Origin of the sequence: Mesobacterium pallidum (genome assembly GCF_019966535.1) — a bacterium.
Classification (GTDB): Bacteria; Pseudomonadota; Alphaproteobacteria; order Rhodobacterales; family Rhodobacteraceae; genus Mesobacterium; species Mesobacterium pallidum.
Genome location: NZ_JAIMID010000029.1, coordinates 17,888 through 36,780 on the forward strand (window position 1 = coordinate 17,888; position 18,893 = coordinate 36,780).

The 18,893-nt window shown below is 68.4% G+C and carries 15 protein-coding genes; 8 read left to right on the top strand and 7 right to left on the bottom strand.

Translation table 11 applies throughout. The features are described from left to right. The first annotated feature begins 294 nt into the window (after positions 1–294). Positions 295–2,556: a calcium-binding protein gene (locus MF270_RS28285; RefSeq protein WP_272490882.1), complete on the top strand. Its 2,262-nt coding sequence runs from the start codon at positions 295–297 to the stop codon at positions 2,554–2,556. A gap of 106 nt (positions 2,557–2,662) precedes the next feature. On the opposite strand, the gene xylA is transcribed toward MF270_RS28285, so the two are convergent. The 4 genes from xylA to xylF form a co-directional block, all read right to left on the bottom strand. After that, positions 2,663–3,970, bottom strand: a complete 1,308-nt coding sequence (gene xylA, locus MF270_RS25640; RefSeq protein ID WP_238368495.1) for a xylose isomerase — start codon at positions 3,968–3,970, stop codon at positions 2,663–2,665. Beyond that, a complete protein-coding gene (locus MF270_RS25645; RefSeq protein ID WP_238368496.1) occupies positions 3,967–4,767 on the bottom strand; it encodes an ATP-binding cassette domain-containing protein in 801 nt (266 codons plus the stop codon). Before MF270_RS25645 ends, xylA begins: the two co-directional genes overlap by 4 nt. A 13-nt stretch (positions 4,768–4,780) precedes the next feature. After that, positions 4,781–6,079 carry a sugar ABC transporter permease gene (locus tag MF270_RS25650; RefSeq protein ID WP_238368497.1) on the bottom strand — a complete coding sequence of 433 codons (1,299 nt, stop codon included), beginning with the start codon at positions 6,077–6,079 and terminating at the stop codon, positions 4,781–4,783. Positions 6,080–6,152: 73 nt separating this feature from the next. Beyond that, a complete protein-coding gene (gene xylF / locus MF270_RS25655; protein WP_238368498.1) occupies positions 6,153–7,187 on the bottom strand; it encodes a D-xylose ABC transporter substrate-binding protein in 1,035 nt (344 codons plus the stop codon). Positions 7,188–7,304: 117 nt separating this feature from the next. On the opposite strand from xylF, the gene MF270_RS25660 reads away from it, so the two are divergent. Then, entirely contained in the window at positions 7,305–8,516 is a 1,212-nt protein-coding gene (locus tag MF270_RS25660; RefSeq protein WP_238368499.1) for an ROK family transcriptional regulator, read from the top strand. Beyond that, entirely contained in the window at positions 8,506–10,008 is a 1,503-nt protein-coding gene (locus MF270_RS25665) for a CRTAC1 family protein (RefSeq protein WP_238368500.1), read from the top strand. Before MF270_RS25660 ends, MF270_RS25665 begins: the two co-directional genes overlap by 11 nt. Positions 10,009–10,148: 140 nt before the next feature. Here the strand turns inward: MF270_RS25665 and MF270_RS25670 are convergent, their stop codons facing one another. Together MF270_RS25670 and MF270_RS25675 are read right to left on the bottom strand one after the other, a co-directional pair. Next, a complete protein-coding gene (locus MF270_RS25670) occupies positions 10,149–11,435 on the bottom strand; it encodes a cytochrome-c peroxidase (protein ID WP_238368501.1) in 1,287 nt (428 codons plus the stop codon). After that, a complete protein-coding gene (locus MF270_RS25675; protein WP_238368502.1) occupies positions 11,432–12,796 on the bottom strand; it encodes a phosphomannomutase in 1,365 nt (454 codons plus the stop codon). The genes MF270_RS25670 and MF270_RS25675 overlap by 4 nt, the downstream gene beginning before the upstream one ends. Positions 12,797–13,008: 212 nt before the next feature. On the opposite strand from MF270_RS25675, the gene MF270_RS25680 reads away from it, so the two are divergent. Genes MF270_RS25680 through MF270_RS25700 form a run of 5 tightly spaced genes read left to right on the top strand, consistent with a single transcriptional unit; the run spans position 13,009 to position 18,220 of the window. Next, positions 13,009–14,205, top strand: a complete 1,197-nt coding sequence (locus MF270_RS25680; protein WP_238368503.1) for a glycosyltransferase family 2 protein — start codon at positions 13,009–13,011, stop codon at positions 14,203–14,205. Positions 14,206–14,230: 25 nt separating this feature from the next. Further along, positions 14,231–15,175, top strand: coding sequence for a lysylphosphatidylglycerol synthase transmembrane domain-containing protein (locus MF270_RS25685; protein ID WP_238368512.1), 945 nt, complete (start codon positions 14,231–14,233; stop codon positions 15,173–15,175). After that, positions 15,168–16,097: a glycosyltransferase gene (locus tag MF270_RS25690; protein WP_238368504.1), complete on the top strand. Its 930-nt coding sequence runs from the start codon at positions 15,168–15,170 to the stop codon at positions 16,095–16,097. Before MF270_RS25685 ends, MF270_RS25690 begins: the two co-directional genes overlap by 8 nt. A 9-nt stretch (positions 16,098–16,106) precedes the next feature. After that, complete coding sequence (locus tag MF270_RS25695) at positions 16,107–16,745, top strand: class I SAM-dependent methyltransferase (protein WP_238368505.1); 639 nt, start codon at positions 16,107–16,109, stop codon at positions 16,743–16,745. Continuing rightward, on the top strand, positions 16,742–18,220 hold the full coding sequence (locus MF270_RS25700; RefSeq protein ID WP_238368506.1) for a DUF7056 domain-containing protein: 1,479 nt from the start codon (positions 16,742–16,744) through the stop codon (positions 18,218–18,220). The genes MF270_RS25695 and MF270_RS25700 overlap by 4 nt, the downstream gene beginning before the upstream one ends. A 91-nt stretch (positions 18,221–18,311) precedes the next feature. On the opposite strand, the gene MF270_RS25705 is transcribed toward MF270_RS25700, so the two are convergent. After that, positions 18,312–18,845: a 2,4'-dihydroxyacetophenone dioxygenase family protein gene (locus MF270_RS25705; RefSeq protein ID WP_238368507.1), complete on the bottom strand. Its 534-nt coding sequence runs from the start codon at positions 18,843–18,845 to the stop codon at positions 18,312–18,314. Positions 18,846–18,893 lie beyond the last annotated feature (48 nt).

Genomic DNA, 18,893 nt, shown 5'->3' on the forward strand with positions numbered 1-18,893 from the left:
GGGGCCGGCCCACAATCTGCCAGACATGTCTAGCGAAGCGGGCGCGCGATGGCAAAGATCCTGTCGCCGCCCAAAGATCCGCTAATCCGAGTTATGTTGCCGCGAAGTCACCCCCGCCGCGCCGTAACCTGTTGGCAACATGCGGCTTCCGGCCCGATGACAATTTGCGTCACGCCCTCGGAATTATTGGCGCGGTCCGGATTTTGTCATTAGAACCACGCCACGGCCGCGGGACGGGCCGCCGCGAAGCCACGTATTTCAGGGGTGGCGCGGGACTTTTGGGAAGGATTGGACATGCCGATTTCTTTGAGGGCCGAGGTCAACCTCGGCACGGTCGTGGGCTGGCTTGGCTTTGGCGTCGGGATCAACCCCGAGGTCGCGGAGCTGGCCGACGGGCGCATCGTCGCCGTCTGGCTCGATGCGGCAGCAGACAGCGATCCGGGCTATGCGCATTATGACGTCTGGGCCCGCATCCACGCCGCCGATGGCAGCAGCAGCGAAGCGGCGTTCCTGGTCAATGCCGACGTGGCGGGCGGGATGGGCCGCCCCATGGTCACGGCCACGGCCGATGGCGGTTTCGTCGTTGCCTGGGCGCAGCAGAACACCGACGGGACCGATTACAACAATTACCGCGCGCGGGCCTTCGATTCCGCCGGATCGCCCCGCACGGCGGACGACCTGATCGTCGGCATCGACACCGAGAACCCGTTCTCTCCGGTGCGGGACGCCACCTGGAACGACAACGACTACGGCCGCGTGCTGGGCCTGTCGAACGGGACCACGGTGCTGGCCTGGGAACAGGACGACGCCAACACCGTCTCGGGTCGCATCCTGTCGGCCGATGGCACGACCATGGGCGACGGCGTGCTGCTCCTGTCGCCCGGCGACCACTTCCTGCTGACCGAGCTCGCGACTGGCGACGTGCTGGTCTACGAGGGCACCAACGATGGAGTCCTCATGCGCCTGTCCGACGCCACGCTGACCGGCGCGCCGGCGGGCGTGCCCGGCGCCTCCGGGCCGGTGACGCTGGAGCATGACCTCGGCAACGACCGCGCGGCGGGCGTCGCCTTTGGCGCGCGCAGCCAGGCGGGCGAGTTCGACTTCATCCAGCCCCTGCCCGGCGGCGGCTTCGTGATGGCCTATGATTACGACGACGGCGCGTCGCGCCTGCGGGTGCATTGGTTCGATGCCGCCGGCGCCCCGGTGCGGCATGTCGATCTCGCCTATCCCGAGCAGGAGGACTACGATTTCGGCCGCGTCACGCCGCTGGCCGATGGTAGTTTCCTCATCACCTGGCAGATGACCATCGCCTATGGCGACACCGACCTTGGCGTGCAGCATTTCGATGCCGCCGGCAGCGCGCTCAGCGATGTGGTCCTGATCCATACCAGCCAGGCCGCCGCGCAACAGGTGCAGGACGTCGACCTGCTGGACAGCGGCGAGCTGCTGGTCACCTTCACCGACGGCTCCTTCACCGAGATCGACGGCGTGATCGACTACCAGCGGATGAGCTTCGTCACCCTGCCCGGGATCGAGACGCCCGGCCCGACCATGGGCCCCGACGCGCTGTTGGGAACAGGCGGCAATGACGTGATCGAGGCGCTCGGCGGCAATGACACCGTGCAGGGCCTCGCTGGCAACGACACGCTGAGCGGCGGGGGCGGGTTCGACAGCCTGCTGGGCGGAGACGGGTTCGACCGGCTGATCGGCGGCGCGCAGGGCGACACCCTGTCGGGCGGCGCGGGCGGCGACACGCTGCTGGGCAACGACGGGTTCGACGTGCTCGACGGCGACGCGGGCCATGACCGGCTCGAGGGCCACAAGGGCAACGACCTGCTGCGCGGCGGGGCGGGCGACGACGTGCTCTATGGCAACATCGGCGACGACACGCTGAACGGCGGCGACGGGGCCGACCTGGCCTACATGGGCGATGGCGCGGACGTCTTCTACGACAACACCGAAGGCGCACCGGCCGGCAACGACACCGTCTGGGGCGAGGCCGGCGACGACGTGATCTACGGCGGCAACGGCTTTGACGTCTTCTTCGGTGGCAGCGGCGCGGATTACATCCAGGGCGGCAAGGGTTTCGATTCGATCTACGGCGGCGACCAGTCCGATACGATCTACGGCAACGATGGCAACGACCTGGTCTACGGCGGGCGCGGCGCGGACCTGGCCTACCTTGGCACCGGGGCGGATGTCTTTGTCGACGACGCGCAGACGGCCTTCGGCGACGACATGGTCTATGGCGGCGGCGGCTGGGACACGATCCGCAGCCTGGGCGGCGACGACACGGTCACAGGCGGCGACGGGGCCGACACGTTCATCTTCGGCGCCGGGATCGGCGATGCGGTGATCACCGACATGACCGACAATGTGGACGAGGTGCAGCTGGACGCCGCACTCTGGGGCGGCGCGCTGAGCGACGCGGCCCTGGCCGCGCGCACCACGCTGGTGGACGGCGCGGCGCAACTGGAACTTGACACCGGGGCGACGCTGACCTTTGCCGGGCTCACGACGCTGGACGGGCTGGCGGACGATTTCGCCATCCTCTGACGGCGTCGGTGGGTTGACCCGGTGACCCCGGAAAACCCACCCGACACCATGACAAAGGGGCGGCCGTTGGGCCGCCCCTTTGCCTGTTCGCAGGACGCCCAGCCGTTCAGACGAAGCGGTTGACGTAGTTCTCCAGCCGCTCCTGACGGCCCGAGCGCGGCTCAGGTTTGATCCCCTCGCTCAGCACCCGCGCCTGGATGGTCGCGAGATCGCTGCCAAGCATGGCCTGCGCCTCGGGCGTCTCCCAGCCGGCATAGCGCGCCTTCAGCGCATCCTCGAGACCGCCGTCCTCGATCATCGCCGCCGCCGCCTTCAGGCCGCGCGCGCAGATGTCCATGCCGCCCACATGCCCCGCCACGAGGTCCACGGCGTCCAGCGACTGGCGCCGCAGCTTGGCGTCGAAGTTGGTGCCGCCGGTGCCAAGGCCCCCGGCTTTCAGGATGTGGTAATAGGCCAGCGCGACCTCGGGGACGTTGTTCGGGAACTGGTCCGTGTCCCAGCCCGACTGGTAGTCGTTCCGGTTCATGTCGATCGAGCCCAGCATGCCCTCGGCCGCCGCCACGGCGATCTCGTGCTCGAACGAATGCCCGGCCAGGATCGCGTGCCCCTGTTCGAGGTTCAGCTTGACCTCGTTCTCCAGCCCGTACTTGCGCAGGAACCCGATACAGGTCGCCGCGTCGTAATCGTACTGGTGCTTGGAGGGCTCCTGCGGCTTGGGCTCGACCAGGATCGTGCCCTTGAAGCCGATCTTGTGCTTGTAATCCACGACCATGTTCAGGAACCGGCCCATGTGGTCCAGCTCCTGGTTCAGGTCGGTGTTCAGCAGGGTCTCATAGCCCTCGCGGCCGCCCCAGAGCACGTAGTTCTGGCCGCCCAGCTTGTGGGTCGCATCCATGCAGCCCTTCACGGTCGCGGCGGCCCAGGCAAAGACCTCGGGGTCGGGGTTGGTGGACGCACCCGACATCCAGCGGCGGTGGCTGAACATGTTCGCCGTGCCCCACAGGCAGCCGGTCCCGGTGCCCTCGGCCTTTTCACCCATGTAGTCGGTGATCTCTTCGAGCGTCTTCAGGTTGCCCGCGAAATCGGCCTGTTCGGGTCTGATATCGGCGTCGTGCCAGCAGTAGAACGGCTGGCCCAGGATCTCGAACAGCTCGAAGGCGACGTCGGCCTTCAACTTGGCGCGGCCCATGTCGTCCTGCGGATGCCAGGGGCGGATGAAAGTCTGCCCGCCGAAGGGATCGCCGCCTTCCCAGGCAAAGCTGTGCCACCAGGCCACGGCGAAGCGCAGGTGGTCCTCCATCCGCTTGCCCAGGATCACCTCGTCGGGATTGTAGTGCTTGTAGGCCAGCTCGTTCGTGCTGTCCGGGCCCTCGTACCGTACAGGGGCGATCCCATCAAAAAATCCGGTCGTCATGCAGTCTCCGTTTCCCCGGGTTTCTTGCCCAGGATGATCATGCCCAGCAGGTCGTCATCGGTGACATCGGGGATGTTCACCGTGCCGACCAGCTGGCCGTTCTTCATCACGCTGGCCCGGTCGCACAGCTTCATCACCGCGTGGACATCGTGGTCGATCAGGAAGATCCCGATGCCCTGCGCCTTGAGCTGCTGGATCAGCTCGGCCACCATCTGCGTCTCGTGCGGCCCCAGCGCGGCGGTGGGTTCATCCATGATCAGGATGCGCGCGTTGAAATAGACCGCGCGGGCGATGGCCACCGACTGGCGCTGCCCGCCCGACAGGGCCGACACCGGGTCGTTGAACTTCTTGAAGTTCGGGTTGAGCCGACCCATGATCTTGCGGCACTCGGCCTCCATCGCGGCATCGTTCACAAGACCCGTGCCGGTGACGATCTCGCGCCCCAGGAACAGGTTCGACGCCGCGTCGAGGTTATCGGCCAGCGCGAGCGTCTGGTAGATCGTCTCGATATTGTGGCTGCGGGCGTCGCGCGGGTTGGTGATCTCGACCTTCTCGCCGTTGATGCGGATTTCGCCGCTGTCCATCTTGTAGGCGCCCGAAAGCACCTTGATCAGGGTCGATTTGCCGGCGCCGTTGTGGCCCAGCAGGCCCACGACTTCGCCGGGATAAAGGTCGACCGAGACATCGTCGACCGCCCGGACCCCGCCGAAGCTGATCGAGATGTTCTTCATCTCGACCATCGGCGTTTCGCCGGCGGCGCGGCGCTCGGCCGGGCTGCGGTTGGTTGCGTCGCTCATCACTTGACCCCCCTCACTTCGCGCCCAGGCGCTTGCGGTAGACGATGTCGATCCAGACCGCGGCCACCAGGACCGTGCCGACGACAATGTTCTGGAACGGGGCATCCACGCCGACCATGGCCATGCCAGATTGCAGCGACTGCATGATCAGCGCGCCCAGGATGGCGCCATAGATCGTGCCCGCGCCGCCCGACAGCGCCGTGCCGCCGATGACGGCGGCGGCGATCACGCGCAGCTCGTCCAGCGTGCCGATGTCGTTCGAATGGTTGGCCAGCCGGGCCGAGGCGACCACGGCCGAGAGCGCGCAGAGGAAGCCCATCAGCGCGAAGACCTTGACCGTCAGCAGGCGGGTGTTGATGCCCGACAGCTCGGCCGCATCCGGGTTGCCGCCGGTGGCAAAGATGTAGCGCCCCAGCCGCGTGCGCCGCGCGATCACGGTCATCACGATGGCGACGGCGATCAGGATCAGCGCCGAGATCGGCAGGCCATGGGTGGCGATGAACCCCTCGGGCATCACCTCGCCTCGCGCCTCGAACATCCGCTCGAGCCGTGGCGTCGGGATCTCGTAGGCGTTCAGCGTGGCAATGTAGCCCAGGATGGCAATGGCCACGATCCCGGCCATGGTGACCTCGGCCCAGACCGGCTTGACCGGGAAATCATGCGCCACCTTGGCGCGCCGGGCATTCCACAGCGCGTAAAGCGCCAGGGCGACGAAGACCAGGCCCAGGATCCAGCTCCAGCTGGCGCCCAGCACGCCGTTGGTGCCGCCGAACTTGAGGAAATTCGCGTCCAGCGGACCCTTGGTCTGACCGCTGGTCAGGTACCAGGCCACGTTGCGCCAGACGAGGAACCCGCCCAGCGTCACGATGAAGGCGGGGATGGTCAGGTAGCCGACCATCCAGCCCTGGAAGGCCCCGATGAGGGTGCCGATGCCAAGACCCACGATGATCGTGATGATCCAGGTCGCCGGGTGGTTCAGGCCCAGCCCCATCATGTTCGGCAGGATCTCGGTCTGGGTCATCGCCATGACCGCCGAACAGGTCGCCAGCAGCGCGCCCACCGACAGGTCGATGTGGCGCGTGACGATGACAAAGACCATGCCCGAGGCCATGATGCCCACCGACACCGTCTGGACGGTCAGGTTGAAGATGTTGCGCGGCGTCAGGAAACGACCATCGGTGATGATGTTGAAGCCGATACAGAGAATGATGAAGGCGCCGATCATGCCCAGCAGACGGGTGTCCAGTTCCAGCGTTCGGAAGAGGTCACGCCCGGTCTTGGCGGGCTGCGGCGAAGAGGTCGTGTCGGTCACGTCCGTCTCCCGCGTCGAAGGGTGAGGGGGGGTCGGAGCCCCCGCGCCTGGCGGGGGCCCCGGATGTGTCAGGTCAGTTGCAGGGCGCCGGGCCGTTGGTCACGCCCTGGCAGAGCGCTTCCTGGGTGATCCAGCCCGCGTCGACGACAGCCGACAGGTTGTCCTTGGTCACCGGCAGCGGCGCCAGGAACATCGAGGTCATCTCGGTCCCTGCGGGCGAAGTCCAGGCGCCTGCGCCTTCGACATCGGCCATCATGGTGCCACCGGCCAGCGCGACGGCGATCTCGCCGGCAGCGCGACCGAGGTCACGGGCGTCCTTCCAGACGCTGACGGTCTGCGTGCCCTTGGCGACGCGGTTCAGCGCGGCGTGGTCGCCGTCCTGGCCCGACACCGGGATGCCGTCCATGCCCTGCGCGGTCAGCGCAGCCACGACACCGCCGGCGGTGCCGTCGTTCGAGGCCACGACCGCGTCGACGTTGTTGTCATTGGCGGTCAGGATCTGTTCCATGTTGCGCTGCGCGTTGGCGGGCAGCCAGCCATCGGTATAGGCTTCGCCGACGATGGTGATGGCACCGCTGTCGATCGCCGCCTGCAGGATCTCCTGCTGGCCGCCACGCAGGAAGTCCGCGTTCGGGTCGGTCGGCGAACCCTTGATCATCACGTAATTGCCTTCCGGCGCGGCCTCGAGCACGGCACGGGCCTGCATCCGGCCGACCTCGACGTTGTCGAAGGTCAGGTAGAAGGCGCGCGGGTCTTCGATCAGGCGGTCATAGGCGATGACCGGGATACCTTCGTCGGCGGCGGCCTGCACGGCCGGGCCGATGGCCTGGGTGTCCTGCGCCAGGACGATCAGCGCATCGACGCCCTGTGCGATCAGGCTTTCGATGTCCGACAGCTGCTTGGACGACGACGATTGCGCGTCGGCCGAGACGTATTTCGCACCGGCCGCATCCAGCGCGCCGACGATGGCCGCCTCGTCCGTCTTCCAGCGCTCTTCCTGGAAGTTCGACCAGCTGACGCCCACGGTCATGCCGTGGCTTTCCGCATAGGCCATGGTGGCCGACATCGCGACGGAGGCGGCCAGAGCCACCTTGCCAAGAATTTTCATGATTTCCTCCCAATCAATGACCGCACCTGCTTTTTCGGGCGGTTCGCAATCTCTAGCATGATTTTTTTTGCAGATCAAATTAAATCAGTTTATGGTTTCAGGCGGGAGGACAGCAACATGAGTGACCAAGGGACCCCGCCGGCCCCCGACCGGCCCGAGGGTGCGCGCCAGCACGTCCTGGCCGTGATTCGCAGCGCCGGCACCATCGCCCGGACCGAGATCGCGCAGGCCGCCGGTCTCAGCCCCGCCACGGTGACCGCGCATACCTCCGATCTCCTCCGCGCCGGGCTGATCGAAGAGCGGACCTCCCCCGCCGGCACCGAGACCGGCCGCAGGGGACGCCCCCGCGTCGCGCTGGGGATTCGCGGCGACGCGCATCTGCTGGCCGGCATCAAGGTGGCCCATGACACGATCTCGGTCGTGCTCAACGATTTCGCCGGCCAGGCCATCGGCGGGCTCGAGCTGCCGATCCCGGCGGGCGCGCTCGAGACCTCTGTGCTCTGCGACGCGATTTCCGACGCGCTGGCGCGGGTCTGTGCCGAGGCGGGGCTCGCCCGGTCGCAGATCTCGGGCCTCGGGGTCGGCATGGCGGGCCTCGTCGATGCGCGGCGCAACTGGGTCTACTGGTCGCCCTCGCTGGCGACGCGCAACATCGACCTCGGCACGCTCCTGTCACAGCGGCTGGGCTGCGCGGTCTTCGTCGACAACGACGCCAACGTGGTCGCCAAGGCCGAACAGATCCTCGGCGAGGGGCGCGGCCTGCGCGACTTCATCGTGGTGACGATCGAACGCGGCGTCGGCATGGGCATCGTGCTGAACAACCGCATCCACCGCGGCGCGCGCGGCTGCGGCGCCGAGCTGGGGCACACCAAGGTGCAGATAGACGGCGCCCTGTGTCGCTGCGGCCAGCGCGGCTGCCTCGAGGCCTATGTCGGCGATTACGCCCTGCTGCGCGAGGCCAGCAGCATCGGCGCGGAATTCACCAACCTGGCCGGGATGCACGCCGCCGCCCAGGCCGGCAACGTCACCGCCCGCTCGATCTTCGACCGCGCCGGGCGGATGTTCGCCCTGGGCCTGTCGAACGTCATCGACATCTTCGACCCCGCGCTCGTGATCCTGGCCGGGCGCCGCTTCGACTACGATTACCTCACGACAGAGACGGTTCTGGACCAGGCCAACGCCTTTTCCCTGCAAGCCGAGGTACAGCCCCTGCCCGAGCTGCGCGTGCACCGCTGGGGCGACCTGATGTGGGCCCAGGGCGCCGCCGCCCATGCCATCGACGAGGTCGCGCGCCTGTCTCTTGCAAGGCTTGATCCCAATGCGGCCTAGTTTCCTCCTCTGCCTGCTCGCCGCGTCCCCTCTTGCGGCCGAGCCCCGCTTCACCCCCCGCCCCCTGCCCGAGCATATCTATTCCGGCGGGTGGGAGCATTTCGTCGGAGGCGGCCTCGCCGTCTTCGACTGTGACGGCGATGATTTCCCCGAGATGCTGGCCGCCGGCGGCACCGCCCCCGCGACGCTCTTCCGCAACCGCACCGAAGGCCCCGGCGCGCTGCTCGCGTTCGAGGCCGAAGCGACCGATTGGACCGGCCTCACCGGCGCCTATCCGCTCGACATCGACGGCGACGGGGTTCTCGACCTCGCCCTCCTGCGCGTCGGCCCCGACCGGCTCATGAAGGGCGGGCCGGATTGCAGCTTCACCGACATGGACATCGGGTTCGACAGCGGCGACCACTGGACGACCGCCTTCTCGGCCACATGGGAGGCCGGGCAAAGCCTGCCCACCCTCGCCTTCGGCACCTACGTGGACAGAACCGACCCGAACGGCCCGTTCGAGGCCTGCGACGACACCCTGCTCTACCGTCCGGCCGGCGACCGCTACGGCCCGCCCGAACGGCTGACGCCCGGCTTCTGCGCCCTCTCGATGCTCTTCTCCGACTGGTCCCGCTCGGGCCGTGCCGACCTGCGGGTGTCGAACGACCGCCATTACTACGTGCGCGGCGGCGAGGAACAGATGTGGGCGATGGAGGATACGCCCCGCCTCTACACGTCCGAAGACGGCTGGCGCAGCTACAAGCTCTGGGGCATGGGCATCGCCTCGCGCGACGTGACCGGCGACGGCTACCCCGACGTCTACCTGACGTCGATGGGCGACCAGAAATTCCAGACCTTCGAGCCCTCGACCAACGGCCCCACCTGGGCCGACGCCACCTTTGAGCGCGGCACCACGGCGCACCGCCCCTACATGGGCGGCGACGGCCGCCCCTCGACCGGCTGGCACGCCCAGTTCGGCGACGTGGACAACGACGGGCGCGACGACATCTTCGTCGCCAAGGGCAACGTGGAACAGATGCCCGACGCGGCGATGGACGACCCCAACAACCTGCTGATGCAGCAGCCCTATGGCGGCTTCAGCGAAGCGGGCGCCACCGCCGGCATCGCTTCCCTCGCCCGCGGCCGCGGCGCGGCGCTCTCGGACCTCAACCACGACGGCCGCCTCGACCTCGCCGTGGTCAACCGCCGCGCGCCGATGGAGCTGTGGGAAAACGTCTCTGATACGGGGCAATTCGTCTCTCTCCGCGTCACGGTCCCCGCCCCCAACACGCAAGCCATCGGCGCCTTCGTGGAACTCGAAACCGACACCACCCGCCAGGTCCGCGAGATCACCGTGGGCGGAGGCCACGCCGGCGGCCAGTCCCTCCCTGTCCATTTCGGGATCGGAGACGCCCCCTCGGCCCGCGCCCGTCTCCTCCTGCCCGGCGCCCCCCCCGGCCCCTGGCAGGAAATCCCGGCAAACACGGAGGTCACCCTTCGGGCAAAGTGACCCCTCCCCCTTTCATTATTCCACAAATACTCACTTCGACGCGGGCCAAGGGGCGCAGGCCCCCGGGCCCTGCCCCCTGCCCTTTCATATTTCCCCAAATATGCAGATCCGCCCGCTGCAACGGGCGCAACGCCCGACGCTCAGCGATCCACCGGCAAACCGCTCGGCACCGCCTCGGGCACGCCCAGGTCGCCCGTCCCCTGCCGCACATCGGTGAGGGCATGCAGGAAGGCAAGGATCTTCCCCACCTCCCCGTCGCTCAAGGACACCGGCGCCAACGCGTTGGCATCGGCAATCGCCGTGACCTCGGCCGGGTCGTCGAGGATCGTCCAATCCTCCACCGGCATCCCCACCAGCGCCACCTGCCCCCGGTCGTAGCCCATCAGCCCCGCCACCGGGTCGAGGTGATGCCGCACGACCCCTTCCAGCGTCGCATAGGCCCCCGAATGCCCGTAGGGCGCGGTCAGCGCCACGTTGCGCAAGCTGGGTGTACGAAAGGCAAAGGCGTCCCCCGGATCGCCGGTCACGCGCAGCCGCCCCTCATCGCGGTGATGCGTCTCGAACCTTGCGGATTTGCCCGGTCCCAGCTGCGGCATGGCGATGGCGTGGAAGTCGTGATCGGTCTGGAACCAGCCCGAATGACAGGCCCCGCAGCCCGCCTTGCCGTAGAACAGCTGCCGCCCCGCCTCGGCCTCCGGCTCGAGCGGCGCGCCACCGGTCATTGCGCGGTCGAAGGGGCTGTGATCGGCCCGCCATTCCACCGCGATGAAATCCGCGATCACATTGGCGATGTCGGTGAACTGCACCTCGGCCCCCTGCCCCAGCACGGCGTCGAACCGCGCGCGGTAACCCGGGATCGCGGCAACCCGGCCCGCGATCTCGTCCCAGGCACCGCGCATGTTCGACAGGCGCACGGACGTGGACACCGCGTTCTCGGAATAATGCCCCGCCATCTCGTCGCCCGAGAGCACGGGGAACATCGCCTGCGCCGACAGCACCGACTGGAAGCCCTCGACCATGTCCTGCCCGAGAGGCGTGCGGATGCCGTTCGGCGCGCCCTCCCAGGCCTCGAGCCGACCGTCGTGGAACATCACGCTGAATTCCGCCGCCCCGAGGTTGAAGAGCGCGGGCGCATTGCGCGGGATCCGCTCTTCGGGCGCGTTTTCAGGGTCTATCCGGCGCTCAGGGCCCAGTCCCATGCCCCCTTCGCCGATCGACAGCGCCACGCCGTCGCCGGTGCCGAATCGCGGATGGTGGCAGGAGGCGCAGGAGATATTGCGGTTGCCCGACAGGACCGGATCGTAGAAGAGCAATTGCCCCAGCTCGACCCGCGCGGGGTCGCGGTCCCGGAACTCCGGACGCGGGCCAAGGTCCTGCGCCCCGGCCGCACAGCCCCAGACCAGCAGCGCCAGGACAGCCCGTTTCATGCCGCCGCGCCCATCACGGCTTCGCGCAACACGGCAAGGCCGCGATCCAGTAGCGCCGTGACCTCGGATCGCGATTTCGCCTCGACATAGAGACGCAATTCGGGGGCATTCCCCGAAGGCCGGACATGCAGAACCACCCCGTCGGCACGGGTCATCCGCACCCCGTCGGTCAGGTCGACCTCGTGCGCGGTCTCCCCCAGCACGGACAGGAACGCCCTGCGCGCGGCGGCATCCGAGGCCAGCGCCGCGACGAAGGGTTGGCTCAGCTCCTGCGGGACCTCCTGCAGCCGGTCGGCCGCGGTGCAGACCGACGGTTCCTGCGCCACGCGGGCCGAAACGCTCTCGCCCGAGGCGACCAGCACTGCCACCAGCGGCAGCACGCAATCGCGGGTCACCAGCGGTTCGAGCCCCAGCGCGTCGAAGCCCAGCAGGAAGCCGCCATTGGCCTCGTAGCCGACGACACGGCCGCCCGCCTCTTCCATCCCCGCGATCACGTAAGGCGACCCGATGCGGGTGCGCACCACCGCCGCGCCCTTCTGCACCACGCCCGAATTCGAGCTGATCGGGGTCACGATGGTCTCGGCCTCCAGCAGTTCCGCCGTGATCTGGCCCAGGATATCGCCCGGCACCACCTGCCCCGTCTCGTCCACCATCAGCGGCCGGTCCGAATCGCCATCGGTGGAGACGAGGGCGTCCAGCCCATGCTCGGTCACCCACTCGGCCAGTTGCACCCGCAGCTCGGGCGCCACCGCCTCGGTATCAACGGGGATAAAGGTGTCCGACGGCGCCAGAACGGTCACCTTCGCGCCCAGCCGATCGAACACCTCGCGCATCAACTCCCGCCCCACGGCGGAATGGGCGTAAAGCCCGATGTGCCGCCCCGCCAGCGCGCCTGCGCCAAAGGCATCCACGTAGCGGTCGGTAAAGCGTTCATCAGCGCCGGTCTCGACTTCCATCGCCCCTTCGCTGCCACCCGGCGCCGTGCCAAGCGCGCCGGTGATCGCCTGCTCATCCGCCTTGGTGATCTCTCCGGCGGTCGAATAGAACTTGAGCCCGTTGCGGTCGGCTGGGATATGCGAGCCCGTCACCATCACCGCTGCCGCCCCGCGCCGCTGCGCCTCGAGCGCCAGCGCGGGCGTCGGCAACGCGCCGCAATCCACCGCCCGAACGCCCATGCTGCGCACCGCCGCGATCACGTCCCCCGCGATGCGCGGTGAGGACGGCCGCAGGTCGCGCCCGACGCAGACCGTGCCGCCCGTTTCGCAGGCGGCAACAAAGGCCCGGACGTGATCGGCCACCAGCTCTGGCGTCAGCTCGACCACCAGCCCGCGCAGCCCGCTTGTTCCGAATTTCGGCGCCATTCTGCCCGTCTCCTGCATCGCTTGATCCTGTCGCCGCAACCATGGCTGGTCGCCCGCCCGGGGTCAATCGACCCCCGTGGCCCCCGCATTGTTCCGGTTTTAACCGCTGCGCCGCAAAATCACGCGGGGGATGCCCTGATTTGGTCGCATTTGTTGACCAGACAAACCCCAATACCCGGAGAAGCCCGGGATTGAACGGAGAGTCGGAAACAATGAAGATGTCGACGATCTCGGTCGCCTTCGTGCTCCCCTGCCTCAACGAGGCAGAGACCATCGAATGGTGCGTCCTGCGCGCGAAAGAGGCGATCGGCCTGATCGAGGAGCGCTTTGGCCTGACCGGCGAAGTGATCGTCGCCGACAACGGGTCGACCGACGGCAGCCAGGCGCTGGCCGAGGCGGCGGGCGCCCGTGTCGTGCCCATCGCGACACGCGGCTACGGCGCGGCGCTGATGGGCGGCTTCCGGGCCGCCAAGGCCGATTACCTGGTGATGGGCGACAGCGATTGTTCCTACGACTTCGTCGAGGCGCTGCCGATGGTGGAAAAGCTGCTGCAAGGCGCGGATGTCTGCATGGGCAACCGCTTCAAGGGCGGGATCAAGCCGGGCGCCATGCCGTGGAAGAACCGCTACATCGGCAACCCGGCGCTGTCGGGCATCCTGCGGCTGCTATACCGCACCGACATTGGCGACGCCCATTGCGGCATCCGCGCGCTGAGCCGTGACGCCTTCGAGCGGATGAAGCTGTCGTCTACGGGGATGGAATTCGCCTCCGAGATGGTGCTGAAATCGGTGCTGATGCGGCTCAACGTGGCCGAGGTGCCGGTGACGCTCTCGCCCGATGGCCGGGGCCGTCCGCCGCATCTGAACCCCTGGCGGGACGGGCTGAGGCACCTGATCTACATGTTCCTGCTCAGCCCCACATGGCTGTTCCTCGCCCCTGCCGCCGCGCTGGCGCTCTTCGGCGTGACCGTCATGGCCGCGCTGCTGAGCGCCGGCGGGTCCGAACTGGTGAGCTTTGCCGGCCTGCGCCTTGGCACCCACTGGGCGGTCGTCGCCTCGGGCGCGGTGGTGCTGTCGGTGCAACTGGCGCTGATGGGGATCTATGCCACGCTTTACGGCTACCGCGAAGGCTACCGCCGCCCCGAGGGTCTGATGGCCCGCCTGCTCGGCCGCTCACGGCTGCAATACTGGCTGGGCGCGGGGCTGATGACCATGGGCGCGGGCTTTGCCTGGGCCTTCGCCATCACCGCGGGCTGGGTGGCGTCGGATTTCGGCCAGCTCAACGCCATGCGCGGGCTGATCGGCGCATCGACGACGACGCTTGTGGGGGCCGAATTGTTCTTTGCCGGCTTCATGCTGTCGATCATTTCCGGCAACCGGTCGCGCCACGCGGCCGTTGCCGCGGTCTGACCGGGCCGTGGGGGCCTCGGTGACCATGGGCGCAGCGGGCCGGGTGCGGCCCGTGCTGCTGTCACTCGGGTTTGCGGCCGGGCTGCTGGCGGTGCTGGTGCTGGGCTCGGGGCTGACGCTCTCGGGCCTTTGGGCCGCGCTGGGGCGCGTGCCGCTCTGGGTCTATCTTCCCGTCGCGCTGGTGCAGGCGGTGATCATCGCCCTTGCGGCGAAGAAATGGGTGCTGATCCTGGGCGCCGGGGGCGGGCAAAGCCTGCCGCTGCGCGACGCCACTTCGGCCACCACGCTGGGCGCGCTGGCGGGGCAGGTCCTGCCGATCCAGCTGGTGACCCCCGCCCTGCGCGCCTGGGTCGCGCGGCGCCACGGGATCGCGCCGACGCGGGCGGTCGGAACCTCGCTGCTCGAGCAGGTGTTCGAGGTGATCGTGCTGGCCGCGATGGGCGCATCGGGCTTGCTGGCCCGCCTCGCGGGGTTCGACATCGTCGCAACGGGGATCTTCGCGCTGCTCATCGCGCTGGTGCTGACCGGCGTCGTCCGGCCGGGCCTGACGCTGGGCGCCTGGGCCGTCGCGCGACTGGCGCCGATGGCCGGCGCCTTTGCCACCCTCGCCCAAGGTTTTGACAAAGCGCGGGAAATGCCCGGCCGCCTGCTGGTGACGCTCACCTCGCTCAGCCTCGCCCGCTACCTCATGATGGCCGCGATGAACGTCGGCCTGCTGATGGTGCTCGCGCCGCAGGCCGACCCGGTCCTGCTGGTCGCCGCCTACCCGCTGGTGCTGCTGGTCATGACCCTGCCGATCTTTCCCGGCGGCCTCGGCGTGGTGGAACTGACCTGGTCCGGCGTGCTGATCGCGCAAGGGTCCGGCGTGGCCGAGGCGACCGAGGCGGCGCTGGCCCTGCGCATCGTCCAGACCGCCGGGTTTCTGGCCATCGCGCCGCTGCTCGTGGCCCTGGGGAAACGCCATGTCTGATCCCTGGCTCTCTGTCCTCATGCCGATCCACAAGGGCGCCGCGACCCTGCCCGACACGCTCGCCTCGCTCTTCGGCCAGCGCGACGGGGTCGAGGTGATTGCCGTGGTGCAGGACGGCAGTGACGGCAGCCGGGACCTGCTGCTGCGCGCGGGCGTGACTGTGATCGACGCCCCGGACAGCCAAAGCTGGATGGAGAACACCAACATCGCCCTCAGCGCCGCCCGCGCGCCGCTGGTGACGATGCTGCACCAGGACGACCTTTGGCGTCCCGGCCGGGCTGAGGCACTGCGGCAAATGGCCGAAGCGCACCCGAATGCCGCGCTTTACCTTCACGCCGCCGATTACGTGGACGCGACCGGCGCGCGCGTCGGTCGCGCAGCACCCCCGTTCGGCCGCAAGGCCCGCCTGATCGACGGGCAAGAGGCCCTGCGTCACCTCCTTGTGCAGAACACCGTCGCCCTGCCCGCCGCCATGTTCCGCCGCGACACGGCGCTCAAGCTCGGCGCGCTGGATCCCGACCTGTGGTACACCGCCGACTGGGACCTCTGGCTGCGCCTCGCGCAGGCCGGCCCAATCGCCTGGGACCCGCGCGCGCTGGCGGCCTTCCGCATCCATGGCGGCTCGCTCACGCTGACCGGCTCGCGCGACGCCCAGGGCTTTCGCGCCCAGCTCGCCGCCCCCGTCGCCCGCCACCTCAAGGCCCTGCCCGAAGACGTCGCCAACCGCGTCGGCCGCCTGGCGGACCTGTCGAACGCGTTGAACGCCGCGCTGGCGGGCCGGTTCCACGACCAGCAGGGCGCCGGGCTGGGCCGCATCGCGCTGCGCCTTCTCGCGCTTGGCCCCACCGGCTGGCACGCCTTCCTGCGCGACACCAATATCCTTGGCCGGGTCCTGCCCCGCCTGAAACTGAAAACGAATTGAGGCACAGACATGGGATCCATCGGCAGAACCGTGCGCAAGGCATTCGGCCCCTATGAACGGCAGGTGAGCGAGCTTTACCGCCGCATCTTCATCGACCTCGAGGACATGTCCCGCGCCATCCGCGACTGGAGCGAGCCGACCGATATCCTCGAGATCGGCTGCGGCGAAGGCGCCTTGGCCGAACGCCTGACCCGCGATTTCCCGCAGGCGCATTACACCGGCATCGACATCATCCCGCACCTCGGCCGCCTGTACGAAGGCCCCGCAGACCGCGTGCAATTCCAACAGGTTACGGCCGAGGATCTGGCCGTGCAGCAGCCCGGCCGCTTTGACCTCGTCGTCATCAACGACGTGCTGCACCACGTGCCCGACGCGCTGCGCGAAGGCATCCTTGTGGCCGCCCGCGACCTGCTGGCGCCCGGCGGCAAGCTGGTCTTCAAGGACTGGGTCCGCCGCCCCACCCCGATCCACGCCGCCGTCTACGTGGCCGACGTGCATGTCGGCGGCGACAAGGGCGTGCGCTACATGCCGCTGGACGAGCAGGAGGCGCTGATCGCCCGGGTCTTCGGCGCGGGCGCCGTGACCGCCCGTCGGTCGATCGCGCCCTGGGGCCAGAACCTCGCTTTCCTGGTCGAGAAACGGGGATGAGCCTGGCCGAGGCGCGCGCCCTGCCGCTCTCCCCTGCCCTGTCCGGCCGGCTGGTGACGGCCGCGCTGGTGCTCAAGCTGCTGATGCTCTTCGCGCTGGCGCTGAACACGCGGCTGGTGATGGACGAGTTCTGGCACCTGCACCAGGCGCAATACGTCTGGAACGGCGCGTTCACGGACATATGGCCGGAAAAAGCGCTGCTTTACGCGGCGTTCTTCAAGCTGGCGGCACTGGCCGGGGACGATGCGGTCGCGCAGGTCCTTACCGCGCGGATGCTGGCCGCCGGGCTGGCCACGGCCGTGGTCGGCGTGACATACGCCACCGCCCGTGCGCTGGGACAGTCGGCCTTTCGCGCCGTGATTATCGCACTGATATTGCTCAGCTTTTCGACATTCATCGAGCGCGGATTCCGCCTCCGCTCCGAACCGCTCGCGCTATTCTTCGCTGCCTCCGCGCTCTGGGTCGTCATCCGCCATGATGCGAACCGGGCGCGTACCATCCTGATCGCCGGGCTGCTGAGCGGGCTCGCCTTCGTCGCCACCCAAAAGTCCGCCTACTTCAACTTTGCACTCGGCTCCGCGCTGGTGGTCGAGGCGCTGGTCGCCCGCTCCGTCGTCCAGGCTCTGCAACGCGCCGCCCTGCTGATCGCCGGCTGGCTCGCTGCCATCGCCGTCTACGCGCTGGTCTTCGGCGGCAGCAACGCGGCCGAGGTCTTCCGATTCACCTTCCTCGGCCCGCTCGAGGTCGCCACCACGGCGCAGGACCATTACGGCAGCCTGCGCCATTTCGTGGCCCAAACGCTGGTCCGCAACGCGCCGCTCTACCTCGCCTGTTTTGCCGGCCTCGCCCTGACCCTCGCCCGGTTCCGGAGCCTGACCCAGGGGCAGCGCCTGCACCTCGTGTTCACCCTCGTGATGGCCGTGCTGGTGTTCCGTCACAACCAGCCCTGGCCTTATGTCTTCACCATGGTGCTGCCCTTCCTCGCGCCCTACGCACCGGCCCTGCTGGACCGCTTCCCCGAGGCACGGCAGCGCACGCTGCTGCTGGTCTTCGCACTTGTGGTGGCCGCCAGTTTCGTCCGCAACATCGGCTACGTCGCGCATGACAACCACACCCAGCTTGACACGCTGCGCGCGGCCGAGGCGCTGGTGCCGGAGGGAGAGACCTATTTCGACGGGCTCGGCATGCTGCCCAACCGCAAGACCGCGCCCTATGTCTGGCTCGACGCGATGAACATGGTCCGCCTGGAGGCCGAGGGCCCCACCGGCCGCCTGCCCCGCGCGCTGGCCTCGAACCCGCCGCTGCTGGTGATCCAAAGCTACCGGACCGAACGCCTCTCCCCCCTGCTCGCCCCCGCGCTGGCCGGCTATGTCCCCGCGGGGACAAACCTGCTGCTGCGCCCCGATGCCGCCGCCGGGATCATCCCCGGCGACGGACAGGTCGTGGATCTTTACGAGGACGTCTATTCCCGCTGACCCATGGCGAGGCGCGCCATCAGGCGCATGGTGTGTGGCGCGCCATCAGGCGCCTGTCGCGAGGCGCGCCATCAGGCGCGACGAACAACCCTCACCGAAACAGCGTCTCGATGTAATCCGCGCCGATCCCGACCTTTTCGTAATGCGCCTTGCACAACTCGATGTACTGGTGAACGTCGAAATACCCGTCCGGCTCGCCGTTCTCGTCCAGCCAGATCAGCGGCCCGGTGACCTTGAAATGCACCTTCATCGGGTCCGGGTGCTCATAGGCCACGAGGGTATGCCCCTCGCCGGGCGTCTCGTAGACGAAATCCCCCGCCGTCGCGATCCAGTCGTGTTCGAGGTAGCCCCACTTGCCGCTGATCGTGTAGGCGAACACCTCGTGCGGGTGGTAGTGCCGGTTCACCAGCCCCGGCCCCGTCGCCATCAGCACGTCGCACCACATGTTGCGGCTGGGCGAGATCCAGACCGGCTTGGAAAACACCGTCTCGGTGAACGGCACGTAGTAGCGCGCGTCGTCTTCGGCGATGTTGGGCAGGTAGACCTCGGGCTGGGCGTCGGGCTGAAAGACCTTGGTGATCGGTTTCAGGTCGCGCCAGAATTCCGTCTTGGCATCATCGGGCATCGGATTCTCCTTCGTTCAGGGGCGCTTCGCCCCCGTCTCCTCCGAAGG